The sequence below is a fragment of the Streptomyces sp. 3211.6 genome, from assembly GCF_003634815.1.
Taxonomy (GTDB): Bacteria; Actinomycetota; Actinomycetes; order Streptomycetales; family Streptomycetaceae; genus Streptomyces; species Streptomyces katrae_A.
This window is the reverse complement of record NZ_RBXC01000003.1, coordinates 102,878-128,992: the sequence shown is the minus strand read 5'-3', so window position 1 is coordinate 128,992 and position 26,115 is coordinate 102,878. Positions and strand designations below refer to the sequence as shown.

The window sequence follows — 26,115 nt, the reverse complement described above, 5'->3', positions numbered from 1 at the left end:
GCTCCCCGTACTGCTCCGCGTGACTCGCCCCGACCCGTTGACGGCGGTCCGGACACCGCAGCGGCCGTTCGACGGGGGTGTTTCCCTGATGGGGAACGAAGAGAAGCTTCTGGACCACCTGAAGTGGATGACGGGCGAGCTCCGCCAGACCAGGCAGCGCCTGCGCGAGGTGGAGGAGGAGCGCCAGGAGCCCATGGCGATCGTGGGGATGGGATGCCGCTATCCGGGCGGCATCCGCACCCCCGAACAGCTGTGGGACCTGGTCGCCTCCGGCGGGGACGCCGTCACCGGCTTCCCCGCCGACCGGGGCTGGGACCTCGACGCCCTCTACGACCCCGACCCGGACGGGACGAACACCTCCTACACCCGCGAAGGCGGCTTCCTCGACGCCGCCGGCGACTTCGACGCCGCCTTCTTCGGGATCTCCCCGCGCGAGGCCCTCGCCATGGACCCCCAGCAGCGCCTCCTCCTGGAGACCGCCTGGGAGGCCGTCGAACGCGCCGGCATCGACCCCGAGACCCTGCGCGGTACCCCCACCGGCGTCTTCGTCGGCTCCAACAGCCAGGACTACGCCTCCCTGCTGCGCCACGAGGCCGAGGAACTCGGCGGCTACCTCGCCATCGGCAGCTCCGCCAGCGTCATGTCCGGCCGCATCTCCTACGCACTCGGCCTGGAAGGCCCCGCGGCGACCGTCGACACCGCCTGCTCGTCCTCCCTCGTCGCCCTCCACTGGGCCGTCCGCGCACTGCGCGGCGGCGAGTGCAGCATGGCCCTCGTCGGCGGCGTCGCCATGATGTCCACCCCCGGCGCGTTCATCGAGTTCTCCCGCCAGCGCGGCCTCGCCGCCGACGGCCGCTGCAAGGCCTTCGCAGCGGCCGCCGACGGCACCGGCTGGGGCGAAGGCGCCGGCATGCTCCTCATCGAACGGCTCTCCGACGCCCGCCGGCTCGGCCACCCCGTCCTCGCGGTCATCCGCGGCTCCGCCGTCAACCAGGACGGCGCCAGCAGCGGCCTCACCGCCCCCAACGGCCCCTCCCAGCAGCGCGTCATCCGCGACGCGCTGACCGACGCCGGACTCGCCGCGCCCGACGTCGACGCCGTCGAGGCACACGGCACCGGCACCCGCCTCGGCGACCCCATCGAGGCACAGGCACTGCTGGCGACCTACGGCCAGGGCCGCCCCGCCGGCAACCCCCTGTGGCTCGGCTCGCTGAAGTCGAACATCGGCCACACGCAGGCCGCCGCCGGCGTCGGCGGCATCATCAAGATGGTCCAGGCGATGCGCCACGGCGTCCTGCCCAAGACCCTCCACGTCGACGAGCCGTCCCCGCACGTCGACTGGTCGGCGGGCGCGGTGGAACTCCTCACCGACCAGCGGGACTGGCCGGCTGCCGCCGACCGGCCGCGCCGCGCCGCCGTCTCCTCCTTCGGCATGAGCGGCACCAACGCCCACGTCATCGTCGAAGAAGCCCGCGAAGCGGCCGCCGAAGCCCCCGGCACGCCCGCCGACCGGCCGCTCCCCGTCGTCGCCTGGCCGCTCTCCGGCCGCACCGAGGAGGCCCTCGCCTCCCAGGCCGCCCGCCTGACCGCCCACCTCACCGGGCTCCCCGCCGCGGACCGCCCCCACCCCGCCGACACCGGCCGCGCGCTCGCCACCACCCGCACCGCCTTCGACCACCGCGCCGTCGTCCTCGGCGCCGACCACGACGCCCTCACCGCCGGCCTCGCCGCCCTCGCCGCGGGTGACACCCACCCCGGCCTCGTCCGCGGCCTCGCGGGCGACGACACCCGGGCGGCCTTCCTGTTCACGGGTCAGGGTGCGCAGCGGGCGGGGATGGGGCGCGGGCTGTATGCCGCGTTCCCGGTGTTCGCGGAGGCGCTGGACGCGGTGTGTGCGGAGATCGACCCGGAGCTGGGCCGTTCGCTGCGGGAGGTGATGTTCGCGGAGAACTCCGCAGAGCTGGACCGTACGGAGTTCACGCAGCCGGCGCTGTTTGCGATCGAGGTGGCGCTGTTCCGGCTGGTGGAGAGCTGGGGTCTGAAGTCCGACTATCTGCTGGGTCACTCCATTGGTGAGATCGCCGCCGGGCATGTCGCCGGGGTGTTCTCGCTGGCTGATGCGGCGCGGCTGGTCGTCGCGCGTGGTCGGCTGATGCAGGCGCTGCCGGCTGGTGGTGCCATGGTCTCCGTACGCGCCTCCGAGGCGGAGGTGGCCGAGCTGGTCGCCGCGTACGAGGACGTGAGCATTGCGGCCGTCAACGGGCCGAAGTCCGTAGTGGTCTCGGGTGCCGAAGACTCGGTGACCGCCCTCGCGGCCGTGCTGGCCGAGCGGGGTGTGAAGACCAAGCGGCTGACCGTCAGCCACGCGTTCCACTCGCCGCTGATGGACCCGATGCTGGACGAGTTCCGCACGGTCCTGGCGTCGGTCGCGTTCGCCGCACCGCGGATCCCCGTGGTCTCCAACCTCACGGGTGAGGTGGCCTCCGGGGAAGAGCTCTGCTCGCCCGACTACTGGGTGCGCCACGTCCGCGAGGCCGTGCGCTTCGCGGACGGCATGGCCGCCCTGGAAGCGGAGGGCGTGACCCGGTTCGTCGAACTCGGCCCCGACGGCGTCCTGTCCGCGATGGGCGCTGACTGCGTCGAGGACGGCGTGTTCGTGCCGGTGCTGCGCAAGGACCGCGACGAGGCCGAGGCCGCGGTCGCCGCACTCGGGCGGGCCCACGCCCACGGCGTCCCGGTCGACTGGGCCGCGTACTACGCCGGGACCGGCGCGCGCCGCGTGGACCTGCCGACGTACGCCTTCCAGCACCAGCGTTTCTGGCCGAAGAAGGCCCGCTTCACCCCCGGCGACGTCACCGGCCTCGGACTCGGGGCCGCGGACCACCCGCTGCTCGGCGCGTGCGTGTCGCTCGCCGGCGAGGACGGCCTCGTCATGACCGGCCGCATCGGGCCGGATACCCACCCGTGGCTCGCGGAACACGCCGTGCACGGCCGGGTGTGGCTGCCGGGCACCGCCTTCGTCGAGCTGGCCGTGCAGGCCGGCGACCGCACCGGCTGCACCCTGGTCGACGAGCTCACGCTCCACCAGCCCCTCGTACTGCCCGAACACGGCGGGGTCTTCCTCCAGCTGCTCGTCGGCGAACCGGACGCCACGGGCCGTCGCCCGCTGCGCGTCCACTCGCGCCCCGCCGACGCCCAGGACGCCGACGACGCGCCCTGGACCCTGCACGCCTCCGGCTCCCTCGCCGTCGCCGGCCCCGCGGCCTCCGCCGCTCCGCCCGACCTTCAGGCCTGGCCGCCGGCCGGCGCCGCCGAGGTGCCCGTGGACGGCCTGTACGAACGGCTCGCCGACGCAGGCTTCGGCTACGGACCGCTCTTCCGCGGCCTGCGCGCCGCCTGGCAGCACGACGGCGCACTGTACGCCGAGGTGGCGCTGCCCGCCGACGACCGCACCGCCGACGGGTTCGGCCTCCACCCGGCACTCCTGGACGCCGGCCTGCACGGCCTGGGTCTGGGCGTCCTCGACGCCCTGGACGAAGGCTCCGAGGCCGGCCCCGCCGCCTGGGTGCCGTTCTCGTGGAGCGGCGTCGCCCTCCACGCCGGCGGAGCCCGCGCACTGCGCCTCCGCATCGCCCCGGCCGGCAAGGGGGCCGTCTGCGTCCACCTCGCCGACCTGGACGGGCAGCCTGTCGCCTCCGTCGACTCCCTCGTCCTGCGCCGTGCCACCGCCGTCGGCACACCCGCCGTCGGCAGCGACGACGCCTACCTCCTCGACTGGGTCCCCACCGCCCCCGACGCCGGCGCCCAGGACGAGCCCGGCGACTGGGCGCTGCTCGGCGAGCAGCCCGACACCGCCGCCCTTCTGCCCGGCGTCCCCGTCCACCAGGATCTGGCCGCCCTGGCCGACGCCGCCCCCCGCGTGGTGCTGGCCTCCTTCACGGCCCGACCCGGCGAGGACCCGGTCGCCGCCGCCCACCGGCTCGTCCCCGACGCCGCCCGCCTCCTGCGGGAATGGCTCGCCGACGAGCGGCTGGCCGACGCACGCCTGGTCGTCCTCACGCGCGGCGCGCTCGCCGCCGACGCCACCGAGCGGGCGGAACCCGCGGCGGCCGCCGTCCACGGTCTGCTGCGCTCGGCCCAGTCCGAGAACCCCGGCCGCTTCCTGCTGCTCGACCTTCCCGCCGACCCGGCCGCCCCGCTGCGGCCGGCGGTCGCCGCCGCCCTCGGCGCCGACGAGCCGCACCTGATGTGGCGTGACGGCACCCTGCGGGCGCCCCGCCTGGTGCGCCCCGCCACCGCCGGATCCCTCCTCGCCCTGCCTTCCGACGGCTCCGCCTGGCGCATGGACGCCGATGGCCGGGGCGCCGTCGACGGCCTGTCCGTACGGCCCTCCCCGGAGGCGCTGCGGGAGCTGGGTGCGGGTGAGGTGCGGGTCGCGGTGCGTGCCGCGGGGGTGAACTTCCGCGACGTGCTGATCGCGTTGGGGGTGTATCCGGGTGCGGCTTCGATGGGTATCGAGGGTGCGGGTGTGGTCCTGGAGGTGGGTCCGGGGGTTTCGGGCCTGGCTGTGGGTGACCGTGTGATGGGTGTGCTGGTCGGCGGGTTCGGGCCGGTGACGGTGACGGATGCGCGGATGCTGGCGCGGGTTCCGGAGGGCTGGTCGTTCGCTCGGGCGGCTTCGGTGCCGGTGGTGTTCCTGACGGCGTATTACGCGCTGGTGGAGCTGGCCGGTCTGTCCGAGGGTGAGTCGGTGCTGGTGCACGCGGCTGCCGGTGGTGTGGGCATGGCCGCGGTGCAGGTGGCCCGCCACCTGGGCGCGGAGGTGTTCGCGACGGCGAGTGAGGGCAAGTGGCCGGTGGTGCGGGGGACGGGTGTGGATGCGTCCCGGATCGCCTCGTCGCGGACTTTGGACTTCGAGGAGAGGTTCCTGGCGGCCACGGACGGTCGTGGTGTGGATGTGGTCCTGGATGCGCTGGCGGGTGAGTTCGTGGACGCGTCGCTGCGGCTGTTGCCGCGCGGCGGGCGGTTCGTGGAGATGGGCAAGGCCGATCTGCGCGATCCCGAGCAGGTCGCGGCCGGCCATCCGGGGGTGTCGTACCAGTCCTTCGACCTGATCGACGCCGGGCCGCAGCGCATTGGCGAACTCCTGGAAGAAGTCCTGGGTCTGTTCGCCGAAGGCGTCCTCGAACCGCTCCCGGTGACCTCGTGGGACGTCCGCCGGGCGGGGGAGGCCTTCCGCCACCTCAGCCAGGCACGCCACACCGGCAAGGTCGTCCTCACCCTCCCGGCGCCGTTCGAGTCCGACGGCACGGTGCTGGTGACCGGCGGTACGGGCGCCCTGGGCGGCCTGGTCGCCCGGCACCTGGTCGCCGAGCACGGGGTCCGCCACCTCCTGCTGCTGTCCCGGCGCGGAGCCGACGCCCCGGGCGTCGCCGAACTCGTCGCGGACCTGGAGGAAGCGGGCGCCCGGACGGTGTCGGTGGCCGCCTGCGACGCCGCCGACCGGGAGGCCCTGGCGGCCGTCCTGGCCGCGGTACCGGCCGGACACCCGCTGACCGGTGTCGTCCACGCCGCCGGCGTCCTCGACGACGCCGTCGTCTCCACCCTGCGCCCCGAGCAGATCACGGCCGTGCTCCGGGCCAAGGCCGACGCGGCCTGGAACCTCCACGAACTCACCGCCGACCGCGACCTCGCGGACTTCGTCCTCTTCTCCTCCACCTCCGCCCTCGCCGGCGCTCCCGGCCAGGGCAACTACGCCGCCGCCAACGCCTTCCTGGACGCCCTCGCCGCCCACCGCCAGGCCCACGGCCTGCCCGCCCAGTCCCTCGCGTGGGGGCCGTGGGACCTGGACGGCAGCATGGCCGGCACCCTCGGCGACGCCGACCGGCGCCGCATGACCCGCAGCGGCATCCTCCCGTTCACCGCCGCCGACGGCCTAGCCGCCTTCGACGCCGCCCGCCGCACCGGCGGGGCCGTCGCCGTGCCGCTGCGCCTCGACACCGCGCGGCTGCGCAAGCCCGCCGCCCGCGTACCGGCCCTGCTGCGCGCCCTGGTCCGCCCGTCCGCCGCCGCCCGCCGGGCCGTCAGCCACGACGCCGGGCGCACCGCCGGCCCGGCCCAGTGGGCGGGCCCCGACCGGGAACGGGCCCTGCTCGACCTGGTGCGCCGCGAGGCCGCCGCCGTCCTCGGCCACGGCACGGCGGAGGGCGTCCAGCCCACCAAGGCGTTCAAGGAACTCGGCTTCGACTCCCTGACCGCCGTCGAACTGCGCAACCGGCTCGGCGGCGCGACCGGCCTGCGGCTGCCCGCGTCCCTCGTCTTCGACTACCCCACGCCCGCCGACCTGGTGGCCCACCTCCAGCGCGAACTGGCCGGGCCGGACGAGGAGCCGGCCGCCCCGACGCCCGCGGGCACCCCGGGGCCCCCCGCGGCCGACGAACCGATCGCGATCGTCGGCATGAGCTGCCGCTACCCGGGCGGGGTGGCCGGCCCCGAGGACCTGTGGCGCCTGGTCCTCGACGGAACCGACGGCGTCACCGCGTTCCCCACGGACCGCGGCTGGGACCTCCCCGCCGCCGACGGCCCCGACGGATTCCGCCGCGAGGGCGGATTCCTGCGCGGCGCCGGGGACTTCGACCCCGAGCTGTTCGGCATCTCCCCGCGCGAGGCACTCGCCATGGACCCGCAGCAGCGGCTGCTGCTGGAAACCTCCTGGGAGGCCATCGAACGCGCCGGTATCGACCCCACCTCGCTGCGCGGCAGCGCCACCGGCGTCTTCGCCGGTGCCTCGCCGTCCGGTTACGGCGCCGCCCTCCAGCAGGGCGCCGAAGGACTCGAAGGGCACCTCCTGACCGGCACGGCGACCAGCGTGGTCTCCGGCCGTGTCTCCTACACCTTCGGCTTCGAGGGCCCGGCCGTCACCGTCGACACCGCCTGCTCCTCCTCTCTGGTCGCCCTGCACCTCGCCGCCCAGTCCCTGCGCACCGGCGAGTGCTCGATGGCCCTCGCCGGCGGCGTCATGGTCATGGCCGGGCCCGGCATCTTCACCGAGTTCGCCCGCCAGCAGGGCCTCGCCGCCGACGGACGCTGCAAGGCGTTCTCCGCCGACGCCGACGGCACGGGCTGGTCCGAGGGAGCGGGCGTCCTCGTCCTGGAACGCCTGTCGGACGCCGAGCGCAACGGGCACCAGGTCCTCGCCGTCGTCCGCGGCACGGCCGTCAACCAGGACGGCGCCTCCAACGGACTGACCGCCCCCAACGGCCCGTCCCAGCAGCGCGTCATCCGCGCGGCCCTGGCCAACGCCGGCCTGTCGGCGGCCGAGGTCGACGCGGTGGAGGCGCACGGCACCGGTACCACGCTGGGTGACCCGATCGAGGCGCAGGCGCTGCTGGCCACGTACGGGCAGGAACGTTCCGGTGGCGAGCCGCTCTACCTGGGTTCGCTGAAGTCGAACATCGGCCACGCCCAGGCCGCCGCCGGTGTCGGCGGTGTGATCAAGATGGTCGAGGCGATGCGGCACGGTGTGCTGCCGCGGACCCTGCACGTGGGTGAGGCCTCGCCGCACGTGGACTGGTCGGCGGGTGCGGTGGAGCTGCTGACGCAGGCCCGGGAGTGGCCGGAGACCGGCCGTCCGCGCCGGGCCGGTGTCTCCTCCTTCGGCATGAGCGGCACCAACGCGCACATCCTCCTGGAACACGACCCCCGGGCCGCGCAGACCGAGAAGCCCGCCGGCGGCACGGTCCTGCCGGCCGTCCCGTGGGTGCTGTCCGGGAAGTCCGAGGCCGCGGTCCGGGCCCAGGCGCAGCGCCTGGCCGCCTCCCTGGCGGCCCCGGCCGATCCGGCGGACGTGGGCCTCTCGCTCGCCACGGCCCGGGCCGTCATGGAGCACCGCGCGGTGGTCCTGGGCGCCGACCCGGCCGGGGCGCTCGCCGCCCTCGCCGAGGGCCGCGAGGCCGCCGGCGTCGTCCGCGGCCACACGGGCGGTGCGCACGCGGAGGCGGTGTTCGTCTTCCCGGGCCAGGGTTCGCAGTGGGTCGGCATGGCCGTCGAACTCCTCGACTCCTCGCCGGTGTTCGCGGCGCGGATCGCGGAGTGCGAAGCGGCCCTGGCGCCTTACGTGGACTGGTCTTTGACGGAGGTCCTGCGTTCGGACGACGCCCTGGAGGGCGTGGATGTCGTGCAGCCGGTGCTGTTCGCGGTGATGGTGGCGCTGGCCGAGGTCTGGAAGTCCTACGGGGTCCGCCCCGCGGCCGTCATCGGCCACTCCCAGGGCGAGATAGCCGCCGCGTGCGTGGCGGGCGCGCTCTCGCTGGAGGACGCCGCCAAGGTGGTGGCCCTGCGCAGCCAGGCGATCGACGCCATCGCCGGTCTGGGCGGCATGGTCTCCGTCGGCCTCTCCGCCGCCGACGCGGCGGAGCGGATCGCCGCGTCCTTCGGCGACCGGCTGGCCGTCGCCGCCGTCAACGGGCCGTCCTCGACGGTCGTGTCCGGTGACGCGGACGCCTGCGAGGAGCTCGTCACGGTCCTGGAGGCCGAGGGGGTCCGGGCCCGCCGGGTCGCGGTGGAGTACGCCTCCCACTGCTCCCATGTGGAGAAGCTGGAGGCCGAACTGGCCGACCTGCTCAGCGGCCTGAACCCGCGTACGTCCGCGGTCCCCATGTACTCCACCCTGACGGGCGAGCTGCTGGACGGCACGGAGCTGGACGGCGGCTACTGGTACCGCAACCTGCGCAACCCCGTCCTGTTCGAGCAGGCTGTGAAGGCGGCCCTGGCCGACGGGTACCGTCTGTTCGTCGAGTCGAGCCCGCACCCGGTCCTCGCCGTCGGTCTGTCGCAGACGTTCGAGGCGCTCGACGCGTCCGAGAGCGGCGTCGAGCCGGTCGCGATCGGCTCGCTCCGCCGTGACGAGGGCGGTCTGGGCCGGGTGTTCGCCTCCCTCGCCGAGGCGTGGGTGAGCGGCGCCGACGTCGACTGGGCCAGGGCCTTCGACGGCACCGGCGCCCAGCGCACCGACCTGCCGACCTACGCCTTCCAGCACCGGCGCTTCTGGCCGCAGCCCAGGGCGGCCGCCCCGGCGGCGGTCCAGGCCGATCCGGTGGACGCGGCCTTCTGGGAGGCCGTCGAACGCGAGGACCTGGACGCGCTGACCGAGACGCTGGACATTTCCGGCGAGCAGCCGTGGAGCGACGTACTCCCCGCCCTGTCGCAGTGGCGCCGCGAACGCCGTGAACAGGCCGCCGTGGACTCCTGGCGCTACAAGGTCACCTGGAAGCCCCTCGCCGAACCGGCCCCGGTGGACGGTCCCATCGGCACCTGGCTCGCCCTGGTCCCGGCCGGCCGCGCCGACCACCCCGTCGTGGGGCCGGTCGTCCGGGCCCTCGAAGCCCGGGGCGCGCGGAGCACCCTCGTCCCGGTCGCCGCGGCCGACGCCGACCGGTCCGCCGTCGCCGCGCTCCTCGCCGAGCACGGCACCGCACCGGCCGGGATCGTCTCCTTCCTCGGCCTCGACGGCTCCCTCTGGCCCACCGTCGCCCTGCTCCAGGGCCTCGAGGACGCGGGCGTCGAGGCACCGGTGTGGAGCGTGACCACCGGCGCGGCACCCGAGTCCGACGCCGGGACCGACCCGGCGCAGACGCGGCTGTGGGGCCTCGGCCGTGTCGCGGCCCTGGAACACCCCGACCGCTGGGGCGGACTGGTCGACGTGCCCGCCGACCCCGACGAGCGGGCTGCAACCCTGGTCGCGGGCGTGCTGGCCGGAGGGTACGGGGACGAGGACCAGCTGGCCGTGCGCGCCTCGGGCGTGTTCGGACGCCGGCTGCGCCACGCTTCCCCGGCCCCCGCGCGGCCCGCGCCCCGGGTACGGACCTGGCAGCCGCGCGGCACCGCGCTGATCACCGGCGGAACCGGGGCGATCGGCGCCCACGTGGCCCGCTGGCTCGCCGCGAACGGCGTCGAGCACCTCGTCCTGACCAGCCGGCGCGGCCCCGACGCGCCCGGCGCCCGCGAGCTGGCCGCCGAACTCACCGCCCTCGGCGCCCGCGTCACCGTCGAAGCCTGCGACGCCACCGACCGCGCACAGGTGACCGAGCTCGTCCAGCGGCTGCGCGCGGACGGCGACACCCCGGTACGGGCCGTGCTGCACGCCGCCGGCGTCGCGCACTCCGCCCCGCTGGCCGGGCTGGAGCGCGACGGACTGCACGCGGTCCTCGCCGCCAAGGAGACCGGCGCGGAGGTGCTCGACGAGCTCTTCGCCGACGACGACCTGGACGCCTTCGTGCTGTTCTCGTCCATCGCGGGCGTGTGGGGCAGCGGCAACCAGGCCGCCTACGCGGCCGCCAACGCCCACCTGGACGGCCTCGCCCGGCGCCGCCGCGCCCGCGGACTGACCGCGACCTCCGTCTCCTGGGGCGCGTGGGCCGACGGCGGCATGGTCAGCGACGGCGTCGCCGACCACCTGCGCCGCCGCGGGCTCGCCGCCATGCCCAAGGACCTGGCCGTCGCCGCGCTGCGGCGGGCCGTGGAGGACGACGACACCTGCGTGACCGTCGCCGACGTCGACTGGGACCGGTTCGCGGAGGGCTTCACCGCCCGGCGGCCCAGCCCGCTGCTCGGCGAACTGCCAGAGGTCCGCGAGGCCCTGGCCCGCGCCGAGGCGGACGCGGACGCCGCCGCCCGGCCCGACGCCGAAAACCCCGCCGACGTGCTGCGCGGCCGCCTCGCGGAGCTGTCGGAGCCGGAGCGCGAGACGCTCGTACTGGGTCTCGTACGCGAGCAAACCTCGACAGTGCTCGGGCATGATTCCCCCGGGGCGGTCAAGCAGAACCAGCCCTTCAAGGACCTCGGCATCAACTCGCTCACCGCGCTGGAGCTGCGCAACCGGCTGGGTGCGGTGACGGGGCTGCGGCTGCCCGGAGCACTGGTCTTCGACCACCCCACGCCGTCGGCGGTGGCCAGGTACGTCCTGGCCAAGCTGATGCCGGGGGCGGCGACCGGCCCGGGCGGCGGCGACACGTCCGCCGGCTCCGGCCACGGCGACGAGGCGGCGGTCCGTGCCGCACTGGCCTCCGTCCCGGTGTCCCGGCTGCGGGAGGCGGGCCTGCTCGACGCCCTGCTGCGGCTCGCCGATGGCGACGGCGGCAATGGCGGGAACGGCGGGAACGGCGGCGACGAGGTCGACGGCGGCGCCGACGGCAGCGAAATCGACGACATGGACGCCGAGAGCCTCATCGAACTGGCTCTGGGTGGCGGTACGAACCTTTGATGGCGTTCCCGACGACGTCCTGGTCGACGTCGGCGGGCGAAGTGTGGAGTGCATGATGGCCAACTCTCCGGACAAGATCCTCGAAGCGCTTCGGGCGTCGCTGAAGGAGACCGAACGCCTCCGGCAGCAGAACCAGCAGCTTTCCGCCGCCGCGCGGGAGCCGCTGGCGATCGTCGGCATGAGCTGCCGCTATCCGGGGGGCGTACGCAGCCCCGAGGACCTGTGGCGGCTCGTGGACTCCGGGACCGACGGGATCGGCCCCTTCCCCACCGACCGCGGCTGGGACGTCGGCGCCCTCTACGGCGGCGACGGGGCGGCCTCCGCCACCTACGAGGGCGGGTTCGTCCACGACGCCACCGAGTTCGACCCGGAGTTCTTCGGGATCTCGCCGCGCGAGGCCCTCGCCATGGACCCCCAGCAGCGCCTGCTGCTGGAGGCCTCGTGGGAGGCCGTCGAACGGGCCGGCATCGACCCGGCCTCGCTGCGCGGCAGCAGCACCGGCGTCTTCGCCGGCGCGTCGGCCTCCGGCTACGGGGCCACCCTGCACAACGCGCAGGAGAGCTCGGAGGGGTACTTCCTGACCGGCACCGCCGGCAGCGTCGTCTCCGGCCGCGTCTCCTACCTCCTCGGCCTGGAGGGGCCGGCCGTCACGGTCGACACCGCCTGCTCCTCCTCCCTCGTCGCCGTCCACCTCGCGGCCCAGGCGCTGCGCGCCGGCGAGTGCTCCCTGGCACTCGCCGGCGGCGTCGCCGTCATGGTCACGCCCGGCGCGTTCAGCGAGTTCAGCACCCAGGGCGGCCTCGCCTCCGACGGCCGCTGCAAGTCCTTCGCCGCCGGCAGCGACGGCACCGGCTGGTCCGAGGGCGTCGGCGTCATCCTGCTGGAACGGCTCTCCGACGCACAGCGCAACGGCCACCGGATCCTCGGCCTGCTGCGGGGCTCCGCCGTCAACCAGGACGGTGCCAGCAACGGCCTCACCGCCCCCAACGGCCCGTCCCAGCAGCGCGTCATCCAGCAGGCCCTGAACAACGCGGGCCTGACGTACGCCCAGGTCGACGCGGTCGAGGCGCACGGCACCGGAACCGTCCTCGGCGACCCGATCGAAGCCCAGGCCCTCCTCGACACCTACGGCCGGGAACGGAACGACGGACGGCCGCTGTGGCTGGGCTCCCTCAAGTCCAACATCGGCCACTCCCAGGCCGCCTCCGGCGTCGCCGGCCTCATCAAGATGGTCATGGCGCTCCGGCACGGCGTCCTGCCCAAGACCCTCCACGTCGACGAGCCGACCCCGCACGTCGACTGGGCCTCCGGGGCGGTCGAACTGCTCACCGAGGCCCGCCCCTGGCCCGAGACGGGCGGGCCTCGGCGCGCCGCCGTCTCCGCCTTCGGCGTCAGCGGCACCAACGCGCACGCCATCGTCGAACAGGCCCCTGCGGCCGAGGACGCCCCGCCGGCCGAGGACGGTGCGGCTTCGGCCGCCGCCGCGGCGCCGGTGCTGCCCTGGACGCTGTCCGGCACGGACGACACCGCCCTGCGCGCGCAGGCCGCCCGTCTGCTGGAAGCCCTCGGCGAGAACGCCTCCGACGAAGAAACCTCCGACGAGCACACCCGTGACGGCCGCCCCGGCGACCGCCCCCTCGACATCGCCCACGCCCTGGCCACCACCCGCGCCGCGCTCCACCAGCGGGCCGTCGTCCTCGGCACCGGCCGCGACGACCTCGTCCGCGGCCTCGAGGCGCTGGCCGCGGGCCGGACCGAACCCCGCCTGGTCACCGGCCGCGTCCGCGACGGCCGGACCGCGTTCCTCTTCACCGGCCAGGGCGCGCAGCGCGCGGGCATGGGCCGGGAACTCTACGAGACCTTCCCCGCGTTCGCGGAGGCGCTGGACGCGGTGTGCGCGGAGATCGACCCGGTGCTGGGGCGTTCGCTGCGGGAGGTGATGTTCGCAGGCGAGTCGGCCGAGCTGGACCGCACCGAGTTCACGCAGCCGGCCCTGTTCGCCATCGAGGTCGCCCTGTACCGGCTGGTGGAGAGCTGGGGCATGCGCCCCGACTACCTCCTCGGCCACTCCATCGGCGAGATCGCCGCCGCGCACGTGGCGGGGGTGTTCTCCCTCTCCGACGCGGTGCGGCTGGTCGTCGCCCGTGGCCGGCTGATGCAGGCGCTGCCGGCTGGTGGCGCGATGGTGTCGGTGCGGGCCTCCGAGGCGGAGGTGGCCGAGCTGGTCGCCGCGTACGAGGACGTCAGCATCGCCGCCGTCAACGGGCCGGAGTCCGTGGTCGTCTCGGGTGCCGCCGAGTCCGTGACCGCCATCGCGGCCGTGCTCGCCGAGCGCGGGATCAAGACCAAGCGGCTCACCGTCAGCCACGCCTTCCACTCCCCGCTCATGGACCCGATGCTGGACGAGTTCCGGCAGGTGGCCGACACCCTCACCTACCACGCCCCCGCAATCCCGCTCGTCTCCGACGTCACCGGCCGCACCGCCACCGCCAGGGAACTGCGCGACCCCGCCTACTGGGTGCGGCACGTCCGCGAGGCCGTGCGCTTCGCCGACGGCCTCGCCGCCCTCCACGACCTGGACGTCACCCGTTTCGTCGAACTCGGCCCCGACGGCGTGCTCTCGGCGATGGGAGCCGACTGCCTCGCGGACGCCCTGTTCGTGCCCGTCCTGCGCAAGGACCGTCCCGAGGCGCAGACCGCACCCGCCGCGCTGGCCCGCGTACACGTCGACGGTGCCACCCCCGACTGGACCGCCTTCTTCGCCGGCACCGGCGCCCGGCCCGCGGCCCTGCCGACGTACGCCTTCCAGCACCGCCGCTTCTGGCCGACGCCCGCTCCCGCCGCCGGACCGGCGGCGGCCGCGGACGCCACCGCCGACGAGGCCCGCTTCTGGGCGGCCGTCGAGGAACAGGACCTCGCCGGGCTCGCCGCCGCCCTCGAGGCCGACGACACCGCCGAGCCCCTCCTCGGCGAGCTGCTGCCCACGCTCTCCCGCTGGCGCCGCGACCGCCGCAGCCGCTCCACCGTCGAATCCTGGCGGTACCAGGTCACCTGGACGCCGCTGACGCAGGCCACCGGCACGGCCCCCACCGGCACCTGGCTCCTCGTCGAGCCGGCCGGCGGCACCGACGGGCAGGCCGACGCCTGCGCCGCCGCCCTCACCGTGCGCGGCGCCGACGTCGTACGGCTCCCCCTCGACCCCACCGCGGACGGCGACCGCACCGCCCTCGCGGCGCGCCTCGACGACGCCCTCGCAGGCCGCCCCCTCGCCGGCGTCCTGTCCCTCCTCGCCCTCGACGAGACCCCCCACCCCGGCCACCCGGCGCTCCCGGCCGCCGTACCCGCCACCGTCGCCCTCCTCCAGGCCCTCGGCGACACCGCAGACACCGGCCACGACGCGGCGCCCGCGCCGCTGTGGACCGCGACCCGGGGCGCCGTCGCCACCGGCCGCGCCGACCGGGCCGTCCGCCCCGCCCAGGCCGCCCTCTGGGGACTGGGCCGGGTGATCGGCCTCGAACGACACCGCCAGTGGGGCGGCCTCGTCGACCTGCCCGAGACCCTCGACGACCGCTCCGCCGACCGCCTGTGCACCGTCCTCGCCGGCCACACCGCCGCCGAGGGACAGGGCCGCGAGGACCAGGTCGCCCTCCGCGCCGCGGGCGCCTACGCCCGCCGCCTCACCCGCGTCGCCCCCGGCGACCCCGCCGCCGACTGGCAGCCGCGCGGCACCGCCCTGATCACCGGCGGTACCGGCGCGCTCGGCGCGCACGTGGCCCGCTGGCTCGCCGTGAACGGTGCCGAGCACCTCGTCCTGACCAGCCGGCGCGGCCCCGACGCGCCCGGCGCCGGAGAGCTGGCCGCCGAACTCACCGCCCTCGGCGCCCGCGTCACCGTCGCGGCCTGCGACGTCGCCGACCGCGACGCGCTGGCCGCCGTCATCCGCACCGCCGAGGCCGACGGCCCCGCCGTCCGCACCGTCGTCCACGCCGCCGGCATCGGCCGCGCCACCCTCCTGTCGACCACCGACGCCGACGAACTCGCCGACGTTTTCACCGCCAAGGTCGCCGGAGCCGTCCACCTCGACGCCCTCTTCGACGCCGACCGCGAACTCGACGCGTTCGTCCTGTTCTCCTCCATCTCCGGCGTCTGGGGCAGCGGCGGCCAGGCCGGCTACGCCGCCGCCAACGCGCACCTCGACGCCCTCGCCCTGCACCGCCGCAGCCGCGGGCTGACCGCCACCGCCGTCTCCTGGGGCCCCTGGGCCGAGGGCGGCATGGCGGCCGGCGACGAGGACCGGCTGCGCCGCCAGGGCCTGCCCGTCATGGCCCCCGACCTCGCCGTCGCCGCCCTGCGCCAGGCCCTCGCCGACGACACCCCCCACACCGCGGTCGCCGACGTCGACTGGGCCGCGTTCGTCCCCGGCTTCACCGCCGCCGGACCCCGCCCGTTCCTCGCCGGCGTCCCCGAGGCGCTCACCGCCCAGACCACCGGGGCCGCCGGCCCCGCCCGGGACACCGCCTCCGCCGCCACGGACACCGCCGCCGAGCTGCGCCGCAAGCTGGCCGCCCGCACCCCCGCGGAACAGTCCCGGCTCCTCCTCGACCTGGTACGCGCCCAGGCCCGTGCCGTCCTCGGCCACGCCTCCGCCGACGCCGTCCACGTCGACCGCGCCTTCCGCGAGATGGGCTTCGACTCCCTCACCGCCGTCGAACTGCGCAACCTGCTGGGCGCCGAGACCGGCCTCCCCCTCCCCGGCACCCTCGTCTTCGACCATCCCACCCCGGCCGCCCTGGCCGAACACCTCCGCGGCGAACTCGTCACCGACGACACGGCGTCCGACCCGGCCGCGGACCGCTCGGCCATGCCGGCCCGCCCGGCCGGCGAAGGAGACGACGACCTCATCGCCATCGTCGCCATGAGCTGCCGCTACCCGGGCGGCGTAGCCGGCCCCGACGACCTGTGGAACCTCGTCGCCGAAGGCCGAGACGGCATCACCGCCTTCCCCACCGACCGGGGCTGGGACGTCGAGGCGCTCTACCACCCCGACCCCGACCACCAGGGCACCAGCTACACCCGGCACGGCGGCTTCCTGCCCGGCATCGCCGACTTCGACGCCGACTTCTTCGGGATCTCCCCGCGCGAGGCCCTCGCCATGGACCCCCAGCAGCGGCTGCTGCTGGAAGCCTCCTGGGAGGCCGTCGAACGCGCCGGCATCGACCCCGCCACGCTGCGCGGCAGCCGCACCGGCGTCTTCGCCGGCGGCTCCTCCTCCGGCTACGGCGCCGGGGTCCGCCAGAGCGTCGAGGGCGCCGACGGCCACCTGCTGACCGGCACCGCCACCAGCGTCATGTCCGGCCGCGTCTCCTACGTCCTCGGCCTCGAGGGTCCCGCGGTCACCATCGACACCGCCTGCTCCTCGTCCCTGGTCGCCCTGCACTGGGCCGCCCAGGCCCTGCGCAACGGCGAGTGCACGATGGCCCTCGCCGGCGGTGTCGCCGTCATGCCCACCCCCACCGCCTTCGTGGAGTTCTCCCGCCAGCGCGGCCTCGCCGAGGACGGCCGCTGCAAGCCGTTCTCCGCCGACGCCGACGGCACCGGCTGGGGCGAGGGCGTCGGCATGCTCCTCCTGGAGCGGCTCTCCGACGCCCGCGCCCACGGCCACCCCGTCCTCGCCGTCGTCCGCGGCTCCGCCGTCAACCAGGACGGCGCCTCCAACGGACTGACCGCCCCCAACGGCCCGTCCCAGCAGCGCGTCATCCGCGCGGCCCTGGCCAACGCCGGCCTGTCGGCGGCCGAGGTCGACGCGGTGGAGGCGCACGGCACCGGTACCACGCTGGGCGACCCGATCGAGGCGCAGGCGCTGCTGGCCACCTACGGGCAGGAACGTTCCGGCGACGAGCCGCTGTGGCTCGGCTCCATCAAGTCGAACATCGGCCACCCGGCCGCCGCCGCCGGTGTCGCCGGTGTCATCAAGATGGTCCAGGCGATCCGGCACGGCATCCTGCCGCCCACTCTGCACGTCGGCGACCCGACCCCGCAGGTCGACTGGTCGGCGGGTGCGGTCGAACTGCTGACGCAGGCCCGCGACTGGCCCGAGACCGGGCACGCGCGCCGGGCCGGCGTCTCCTCGTTCGGCATCAGCGGCACCAATGCCCACGTGATCCTCGAACAGGCACCCGAGACCGCTCCGGTGGCCGAGCCGGCTGCGGCCGCCCTCGCTCCGCTGCCGGTGGTGCCGTGGGTGGTGTCCGGCCGTACGCCGGAGGCACTGGCCGCCCAGGCCGGACGCCTCGCCGCGTTCGCCGCAGGCCCCGGTGCCGGCATCGGCGAACGCGACATCGCCCACGCCCTCACCACCTCCCGCACCGCCTTCGAGCACCGGGCCGTGGTCCTGGGCGCCGACCCGGTGGCGGGCCTGGAGGCGCTGGCACGCGGCGAGTCCGCGCCGGGCGTGGTGCGCGGCGCGGCGCTCCCGGGCCTGACGGGTTTCCTGTTCACGGGTCAGGGTGCGCAGCGCGCCGGGATGGGGCGCGAGCTGTATGCCGCGTTCCCGGTGTTCGCGCAGGCGCTGGACGCCGTGTGCGCCCACGCCGACCCTGAGCTGGACAGGCCGCTGCGCGAGGTGATGTTCGCGGAGGACTCCGCTGAGCTGGACCGTACGGAGTTCACGCAGCCGGCGCTGTTCGCGATCGAGGTGGCGCTGTTCCGGCTGGTGGAGAGCTGGGGTGTGCGGGCTGATTACCTGCTCGGGCATTCGGTGGGTGAGATCGCTGCTGCGCATGTGGCGGGTGTGTTCTCGCTGGCTGATGCGGTGCGGCTGGTCGTCGCCCGTGGTCGGCTGATGCAGGCGCTGCCGGCGGGTGGTGCGATGGTGTCGGTGCGGGCTGCCGAGGCGGAGGTGGCCGAGCTGGTCGCCGCGTACGAGGACGTGAGCATCGCGGCCGTCAACGGGCCTTCCTCCGTGGTGATCTCGGGTGCGGCCGATTCCGTGACCGCCATCGCCGGTGTGCTCGGCGAGCGCGGGGTGAAGACCAAGCGGCTGACTGTCAGCCACGCGTTCCACTCGCCGCTGATGGACCCGATGCTGGACGAGTTCCGTGCCGTGTTGGGATCGGTCGCGTTCGCCGCGCCTTCCCTCCCCGTGGTCTCGAACCTGACGGGTGAGGTGGCCTCCGGGGAAGAGCTCTGCTCGCCCGAGTACTGGGTGCGCCACGTCCGCGAGGCGGTCCGCTTCGCCGACGGCATGGCCGCCCTGGGAGCGGAGGGCGTCACCCGGTTCGTCGAGCTGGGCCCGGACGGCGTGCTGTCCGCGATGGGCGCCGACTGCGTCGGCGACGGCGTGTTCGTGCCCGTGGTGCGCAAGGACCGAGACGAGGCCGAAGCGGCCGTCGCCGCCCTCGCCCAGGCCCACGTCCACGGCGTCACCGTCGACTGGACCGCCCTGTTCACCGGCTCCGACCCGGCGGCGGTGCGCCACGTCGAACTCCCGACGTACGCCTTCCAGCACCAGCGCTACTGGCCCAAGGCGGGCGCCGGCGCGGCCGCCGACGCCGGCGGCCTGGGGCTCAGCCCCGCCGTCCACCCCCTGCTCGGCGCGGCGGTCTCCGTCGCCAGCGGCGACGGCGCACTCCTCACGGGGCGCCTGTCGGTCCGCACGCACCCCTGGCTCGCCGAACACGCGGTCCTGGGCTCGGTCCTGGTACCGGGGACGGCGTTCGTGGAGTTGGCGGTGCGGGCCGGTGACCAGGTGGGCTGCGGCCGGCTGGTGGAGCTGACGATCGAGGCGCCGCTGGTGCTGCCGGAGTCCGGCGGTGTCCAGGTGCAGGTCGTGGTGGGTGGCGCGGACGAGGCTGGTCTGCGGTCGGTGGACTTCTTCTCCCGCCCGGACGCGGGGGAGTTCGACGAGCCGTGGCAGCGCCACGCCTCGGGTGTGGTGGGCGCCGAGGAGCCCGTTGCGGGCATGGACCTGTCGGCGTGGCCGCCGGCCGGTGCGGCCGAGGTCCCGGTGGAGGGGCTGTACGAGCGCCTCGCCGAGGCCGGATTCGTGTACGGGCCGCTCTTCCGCGGCCTGACGTCGGTGTGGCGCTCCGGGGACGAAGTGTTCGCGGAGGTCGCGCTGCCCGAGGAAGCGGCGGGCGAGGCCGGCCGGTTCGGCCTCCACCCCGCGCTCCTCGACGCGGCTCTCCACGCCCTGGTACTGGCCGGCGGCGGTGGCGACACCCCGGAGCAGGGCCGCACCTCCTCGGGCGGACACCTGCCGTTCGCCTGGTCGGGCGTGTCCCTGCGCGCCGCCGGTGCCTCGCAGCTGCGGGTGCGTCTGACGCCTGCGGGCACGGGTGCGGTGTCGCTGGCCGTCGCCGATGGTGCCGGTGAGCCGGTCCTCGTGGTGGATTCGCTGGTGCTGCGGCCGGTCGACGGTCAGGTGGCGGCGGCGTCCGGCGGCGTGGACCGGGACTCCCTGTTCCAGCTGGACTGGAGCCCGGTGCCCCTGCCCGCCCCGGGCGATGACGGGGACGCCGTCCTCGTCGACCTCGCATCCCCCGACGACGGCACCGCCGTGCCCGAGGCCGCGTTCGCCGTGGCCTCGCGGGCCCTGGAGCTGGTGCAGGACTGGGCGGACGAGGACCGGACCGTGGTCCTGGTGACGCGGGGTGCCGTGGCCGCCGGGAATGACTCCGACATCGCGGATGTGGCGGCTTCGGTGGTGTGGGGCCTGGTGCGCTCCGCCCAGTCGGAGGGTGCGGGCCGGTTCGTTCTCGTCGATGTGGACGACCGGGACGCGCTGACGCCGGAGCTGGTGGCCGCGCTGGTCGCCTCGGGTGAGCAGCAGGTGGCCGTCCGGGACGGGCGCGTGCTCGCGCCGCGCCTGGTGCGGGCGGCCCAGAACGCCCAGGCTGCCGGCGGTTTCGGTACGGGTCCGGTGTTGGTGACCGGTGGTACGGGTGGTCTGGGTGCTGTGGTGGCCCGGCATCTGGTGACCGGGCACGGGGTGCGGGACCTCGTGCTGGTCAGCCGGCGCGGGATCGACGCTCCGGGTGCTGACGAGCTGCGCGGCGAGCTGGAGGAGCTGGGCGCGTCGGTGACCGTCGCGGCCTGTGACGTCTCCGACCGGGAGGCTCTGGCTTCCCTGCTGGCCGCCCACCCCGTGAAGGCGGTCGTGCACGCCGCCGGTGTCGTGGACGACGGCGTGGTCTCGTCGCTCACCCCGGAACGGCTTGCCACGGTGCTGCGGGTGAAGGTCGACGCGGCCTGGCACCTGCACGAGCTCACCGCCGGCCTGGATCTGGACGCGTTCGTGCTCTTCTCCTCCGCCGCCGGTGTGCTCGGCAGCCCGGGCCAGGCCAACTACGCGGCCGCCAACGCGTTCCTGGACGCCCTCGCCGCCCACCGCCACGGCCTCGGACTCCCCGCCACCTCCCTCGCCTGGGGCCCCTGGGCCGAGGGCGGCATGGCCGCCCGCATGGGACAGGACGACCTCGACCGGCTGGCCCGGGCCGGCATGCCCCCGCTGTCCCCGCAGGAGGGCCTGGCCCTCTTCGACGCGGGTGCCTCCTCCGACGCGGCCGCCCTCCTCCCGATTCACCTCGACCTCGCGGTGCTGCGCGCCCAGGCCGGTGCGAACGGCGTGCCCGGACTGCTGCGCGGCCTCGTCCGCGTCCCGGCCCGCCGCACCGCCCGCCGGCAGGGCGCCGAATCCGCGCTCGGCCAGCGTCTCGCCGGGCTGTCGGCGGACGAACAGCGCAAGCTGGTCGCCGAGTTGGTGCGGGCGAACGTCGCCGACGTACTCGGCCACGCCTCCGGCTCCCGGATCGGCCTCGACCGCGCCTTCACCGAGCTCGGCTTCGACTCGCTGACCGCCGTCGAACTGCGCAACCGGCTGAATGGGGCCACAGGACTGAGGCTCCCCGCCACGCTCGTCTTCGACTACCCCACCCCCGAGGCACTGGTCGAGTTCGTCCGCGCCGAAGTCGCGGGTGACGACGCCGCCGGCACCGCACCGGCCGCCGCGGCCGTCGGCCACGGCTCCGGCCCCGCCTCCGACGAACCGATCGCGATCGTCGGCATGAGCTGCCGCTACCCCGGCGGAGTGGCCGGCCCCGAGGACCTGTGGCGGCTCGTCGCCGAGGGCGGCGACGGCATCACCGCCTTCCCCACCGACCGGGGCTGGGACCTCGACCGCCTCTTCGACCAGGACCCGGACCGACCGGGATCCTCGTACGTCCGCGAGGGCGGCTTCCTGCACGAGGCCGCCGCGTTCGACGCCGCCTTCTTCGGCATCTCGCCGCGCGAGGCCCTCGCCATGGACCCGCAGCAGCGGCTCCTCCTCGAAGCCTCCTGGGAGGCTTTCGAGTACGCCGGCATCGACCCCACCGGCCTGCGGGGCAGCGCCACCGGCGTCTTCGCGGGCCTGATGTACCACGACTACGCGGGCCGCCTCGAATCCGTTCCCGAAGGCGTGGAGGGCTACCTGGGCACCGGCAACTCGGGCAGCGTGCTGTCCGGCCGCGTCGCCTACACCCTGGGCCTGGAGGGCCCGGCCGTCACCGTCGACACCGCCTGCTCGTCGTCGCTGGTCGCCCTGCACTGGGCCGCCCAGGCCCTGCGCAACGGCGAGTGCACGATGGCCCTCGCCGGCGGCGTCACCGTCATGGCCAGCCCGTCCACCTTCGTGGAGTTCAGCAAGCAGCGCGGCCTCGCCGAGGACGGCCGCTGCAAGTCCTTCTCGTCATCCGCGGACGGCACGGGCTGGTCCGAGGGCGTGGGCATGCTCGTCCTGGAGCGCCTTTCCGACGCGCGCAGGAACGGCCACCAGGTCCTCGCCGTCGTCCGCGGCACGGCCGTCAACCAGGACGGGGCCTCCAACGGGCTGACCGCCCCCAACGGGCCCTCGCAGCAGCGCGTCATCCGCCAGGCCCTGGCCAACGCCGGCCTGTCGGCGGCCGAGGTCGACGCGGTGGAGGCGCACGGCACCGGTACGACGCTGGGCGACCCGATCGAGGCGCAGGCGCTGCTGGCGACGTACGGGCAGGAGCGCTTCGGCGAGGAGCCGCTGTGGCTCGGCTCGCTGAAGTCGAACATCGGCCACACGCAGGCCGCGGCGGGTGTCGGCGGCGTGATCAAGATGGTCCAGGCGATGCGCCACGGCGTCCTGCCGCGCACCCTGCACGTGGACGAGCCCACCCCGCAGGTGGAGTGGTCCGCCGGAGCGGTGGAACTGCTGACCGAGGAGCGGGAGTGGCCGGAGACCGGCCGTCCGCGCCGGGCCGGCGTCTCGTCGTTCGGCATCAGCGGCACCAATGCCCACGTGGTCCTGGAGGAGCCGCCGTCGGACCCGGGGCTTGTTCCGGTTCCGGCTCCGGTTCCGGCTCCGGTTCCGGCTTCGACCTCCGTCGGTACCCCGGTGCCGTGGGTGGTGTCCGGCCGCACGCCCGAGGCACTCGCCGCGCAGGCGGACCGACTGGCCGCGTTCGTCTCCGGCGGCGGCGCCGAGGTGCCCGCGCCGGACGCCGCGTACGCCTTGGCGACCACCCGTGCGACCTTCGAGCACCGGGCCGTGGTCCTGGGCGCCGACCCGGTGGCGGGCCTGGAGGCGCTGGCACGCGGCGAGTCCGCGCCGGGCGTGGTGCGTGGTGCGGTGGTCCCGGGTCTGACGGGTTTCCTGTTCACGGGTCAGGGTGCGCAGCGCGCCGGGATGGGGCGCGAGCTGTACGCGGCGTTCCCGGTGTTCGCGGAGGCGCTGGATGCCGTGTGTGCGGAGATCGATCCGGGGCTGGGGCGTTCGCTGCGGGAGGTGATGTTCGCCGGCGAGTCGGCTGAGCTGGACCGTACGGAGTTCACGCAGCCGGCGCTGTTCGCGATCGAGGTGGCGCTGTTCCGGCTGGTGGAGAGCTGGGGTCTGAAGTCCGACTATCTGCTGGGTCACTCCATTGGTGAGATCGCCGCTGCGCATGTGGCGGGGGTGTTCTCGCTGGCTGATGCGGCGCGTCTGGTTGTTGCGCGTGGTCGGCTGATGCAGGCGCTGCCGGCTGGTGGTGCCATGGTCTCCGTACGCGCCTCCGAGGCGGAGGTGGCCGAGCTGGTCGCCTCGTACGAGGACGTGAGTATCGCGGCCGTCAACGGGCCGAGTTCTGTCGTGATCTCGGGTGCCGAAGACTCGGTGACCGCTGTTGCGGCCGTGCTGGCCGGGCGGGGTGTCAAGACCAAGCGGCTCACGGTCAGCCACGCGTTCCACTCGCCGCTGATGGACCCGATGCTGGACGAATTCCGCACCGTCCTGGCGTCGGTCGCGTTCGCCGCCCCGACCCTCGCCGTGGTCTCCAACCTCACGGGTGAGGTGGCTTCCGGGGAAGAGCTCTGCTCGCCCGAGTACTGGGTGCGCCACGTCCGTGAGGCCGTGCGCTTCGCGGACGGCATGGCCGCCCTGGAAGCGGAGGGCGTGACCCGGTTCGTCGAACTCGGCCCCGACGGCGTCCTGTCCGCGATGGGCGCCGACTGCGTCGAGGACGGCGTGTTCGTGCCGGTGCTGCGCAAGGACCGTGACGAGGCCGAAGCGGCCGTCGCCGCTCTGGGGCAGGCGTACGCGTACGGCGTGCCGGCGGACTGGTCCGCGTACTTCGCCGCGACCGGTATCGGCAGCGGCACGCGCCGGGTCGACCTGCCCACGTACGCCTTCCAGCACCAGCACTACTGGCTGAAGTCGCGCGGAGGCTCCGCCAACGTCGCCTCGGCTGGTTTGAGTCCCGCCGTCCACCCGCTGGTGGGCGCCGCGGTTTCCGTGGCCGGTGGTGACGAGGTGCTGCTGACCGGTCGGCTGTCCGTGCAGTCGCACCCGTGGCTGGCGGGGCACGCGGTCGGCGGGACGGTGATCCTGCCGGGGACGGCGTTCGTGGAGTTGGCGGTGCGGGCCGGTGACCAGGTGGGCTGCGGTCGGCTGGTGGAGCTGACGATCGAGGCGCCGTTGGTGCTGCCGGAGTCCGGTGGTGTCCAGGTGCAGGTCGTGGTGGGTGGCGCGGACGAGGCTGGTCTGCGGTCGGTGGACTTCTTCTCCCGCCCGGACGCGGGGGAGTTCGGCGAACCGTGGCAGCGCCACGCCTCGGGCGCCCTGAGCGCCGTGGCGGAACTGCCGTCGTTCTCACTGGAGGCCTGGCCGCCGGCCGGTGCCGCCGAGGTTCCCGTGGAGGGGCTGTACGCACACCTGGCCGAGGCCGGGTTCGCGTACGGGAGTGCCTTCCAGGGGCTGCGGGCGGTGTGGCGGTCCGGGGACGAGGTGTTCGCTGAGGTCGCGCTGCCCGAGGACGCGGCGGGCGAGGCGGGCCGGTTCGGTCTGCACCCGGCGCTGCTCGATGCGGCCCTGCACGCCGTGGGCGTGGGCGGACTGCTTCCGGACGAGGGTACGGGCGGCTGGCTGCCGTTCACCTGGTCCGGTGTGACGCTGGCGGCCTCCGGCGCCTCCCGGCTGCGGGTGCGTCTGACGCCTGCGGGTACGGGTGCGGTGTCGCTGGCCGTTGCGGATGGTGCCGGTGAGCCGGTCCTCGTGGTGGATTCGCTGGTGCTGCGGCCGGTCGACGGCCAGGTGGAGGCGGCGTCCGGCGGCGTGGAACGGGACTCCCTGTTCCGGCTCGACTGGAGCCCTGCGCCGATGGCGGCGGCCGTCGTTGACGAAGCCGACGTCGTCCTGGTCGACCTGACGTCTGACGTCGACGTCGAGGTGCCTGGGGCGGCGTTCGCGGTGGCGTCGCGGGCCCTGGAGCTGGTGCGGGGCTGGGCGGAGGAGGACCGGGCCCTGGTGCTGGTGACGCGGGGTGCCGTGGCCGCCGGTGGGGCGGAGGTCGCCGATGTGGCGGCGTCCGTCGTGTGGGGTCTGGTGCGTTCGGCGCAGTCGGAGGGTGCGGGCCGGTTCGTTCTGGTGGATGTGGACGACCGGGACGCGCTGACGCCGGAGCTGGTGGCCTCGGTCGTCGCCTCGGGCGAGGGCCAGGCGGCGTTGCGTGAGGGGCGGGTGCTCGTGCCGCGTCTGGTGCGGGCGGCCCAGGGGACTGCGGATGCCGGTGGTTTCGGTGCGGGTCCGGTGTTGGTGACCGGTGGTACGGGTGGTCTGGGTGCTGTGGTGGCCCGGCATCTGGTGACCGGGCACGGGGTGCGGGATCTGGTGCTGGTCAGCCGGCGCGGAATCGACGCTCCGGGTGCCGGGGAGTTGCGCGGCGAGCTGGAGGAGCTGGGCGCGTCGGTGACCGTCGCGGCCTGTGACGTCTCCGACCGGGAGGCTCTGGCTTCCCTGCTGGCCGCCCACCCCGTGAAGGCGGTCGTGCACGCCGCCGGTGTCGTGGACGACGGCGTGGTCTCGTCGCTCACCCCGGAACGGCTTGCCACGGTGCTGCGGGTGAAGGTCGACGCGGCCTGGCACCTGCACGAGCTCACCGCCGGCCTGGATCTGGACGCGTTCGTGCTCTTCTCCTCCGCCGCCGGTGTGCTCGGTGGTGCGGGACAGGCCAACTACGCGGCCGCGAACTCCTTCCTCGACGCCCTCGCCGCCCATCGCCATGGGCTGGGCCTCGCCGCCACCTCCCTGGCCTGGGGCCTGTGGGAGGAGACGGCGGGCATGGGTGCCTCGCTGACCTCGGCCGATGTCGAGCGCATGTCGCGCGGCGGCGTACTGCCCATCCCGGTCGTGACGGGTCTGGCCTTGCTGGACGCGACCGTCGGCGGTCCGGAGCCGGCGCTGGTGCCGCTGCGGCTGGACCTGGCCCGGATGCGGGCGCTGGCCGCTTCGGCGGGCGTGGCCCCGGTCTTCCGCGGCCTGGTCCCCGCCTCCGCACGGCGCACGGCGTCCGCTGCGGGAGCACGGGGCGGCCTCG

General features: G+C 75.2%; 2 protein-coding genes (1 of these 2 running past the window's edge). Both read left to right on the top strand.

Translation table 11 applies throughout. The features are described 5' to 3' along the window. Nucleotides 1-88: 88 nt before the first annotated feature. Complete coding sequence (locus BX286_RS37790; RefSeq protein WP_261993697.1) at nucleotides 89-11,260, top strand: type I polyketide synthase; 11,172 nt, start codon at nucleotides 89-91, stop codon at nucleotides 11,258-11,260. Nucleotides 11,261-11,315: 55 nt separating this feature from the next. Further along, nucleotides 11,316-26,115: the 5' portion of a type I polyketide synthase gene (locus BX286_RS37785; protein ID WP_121017944.1), read on the top strand. Its footprint extends 13,430 nt past the window's final position; the window shows 14,800 of its 28,230 coding nt (coding positions 1-14,800); the start codon lies at nucleotides 11,316-11,318; the stop codon falls past the right edge of the window.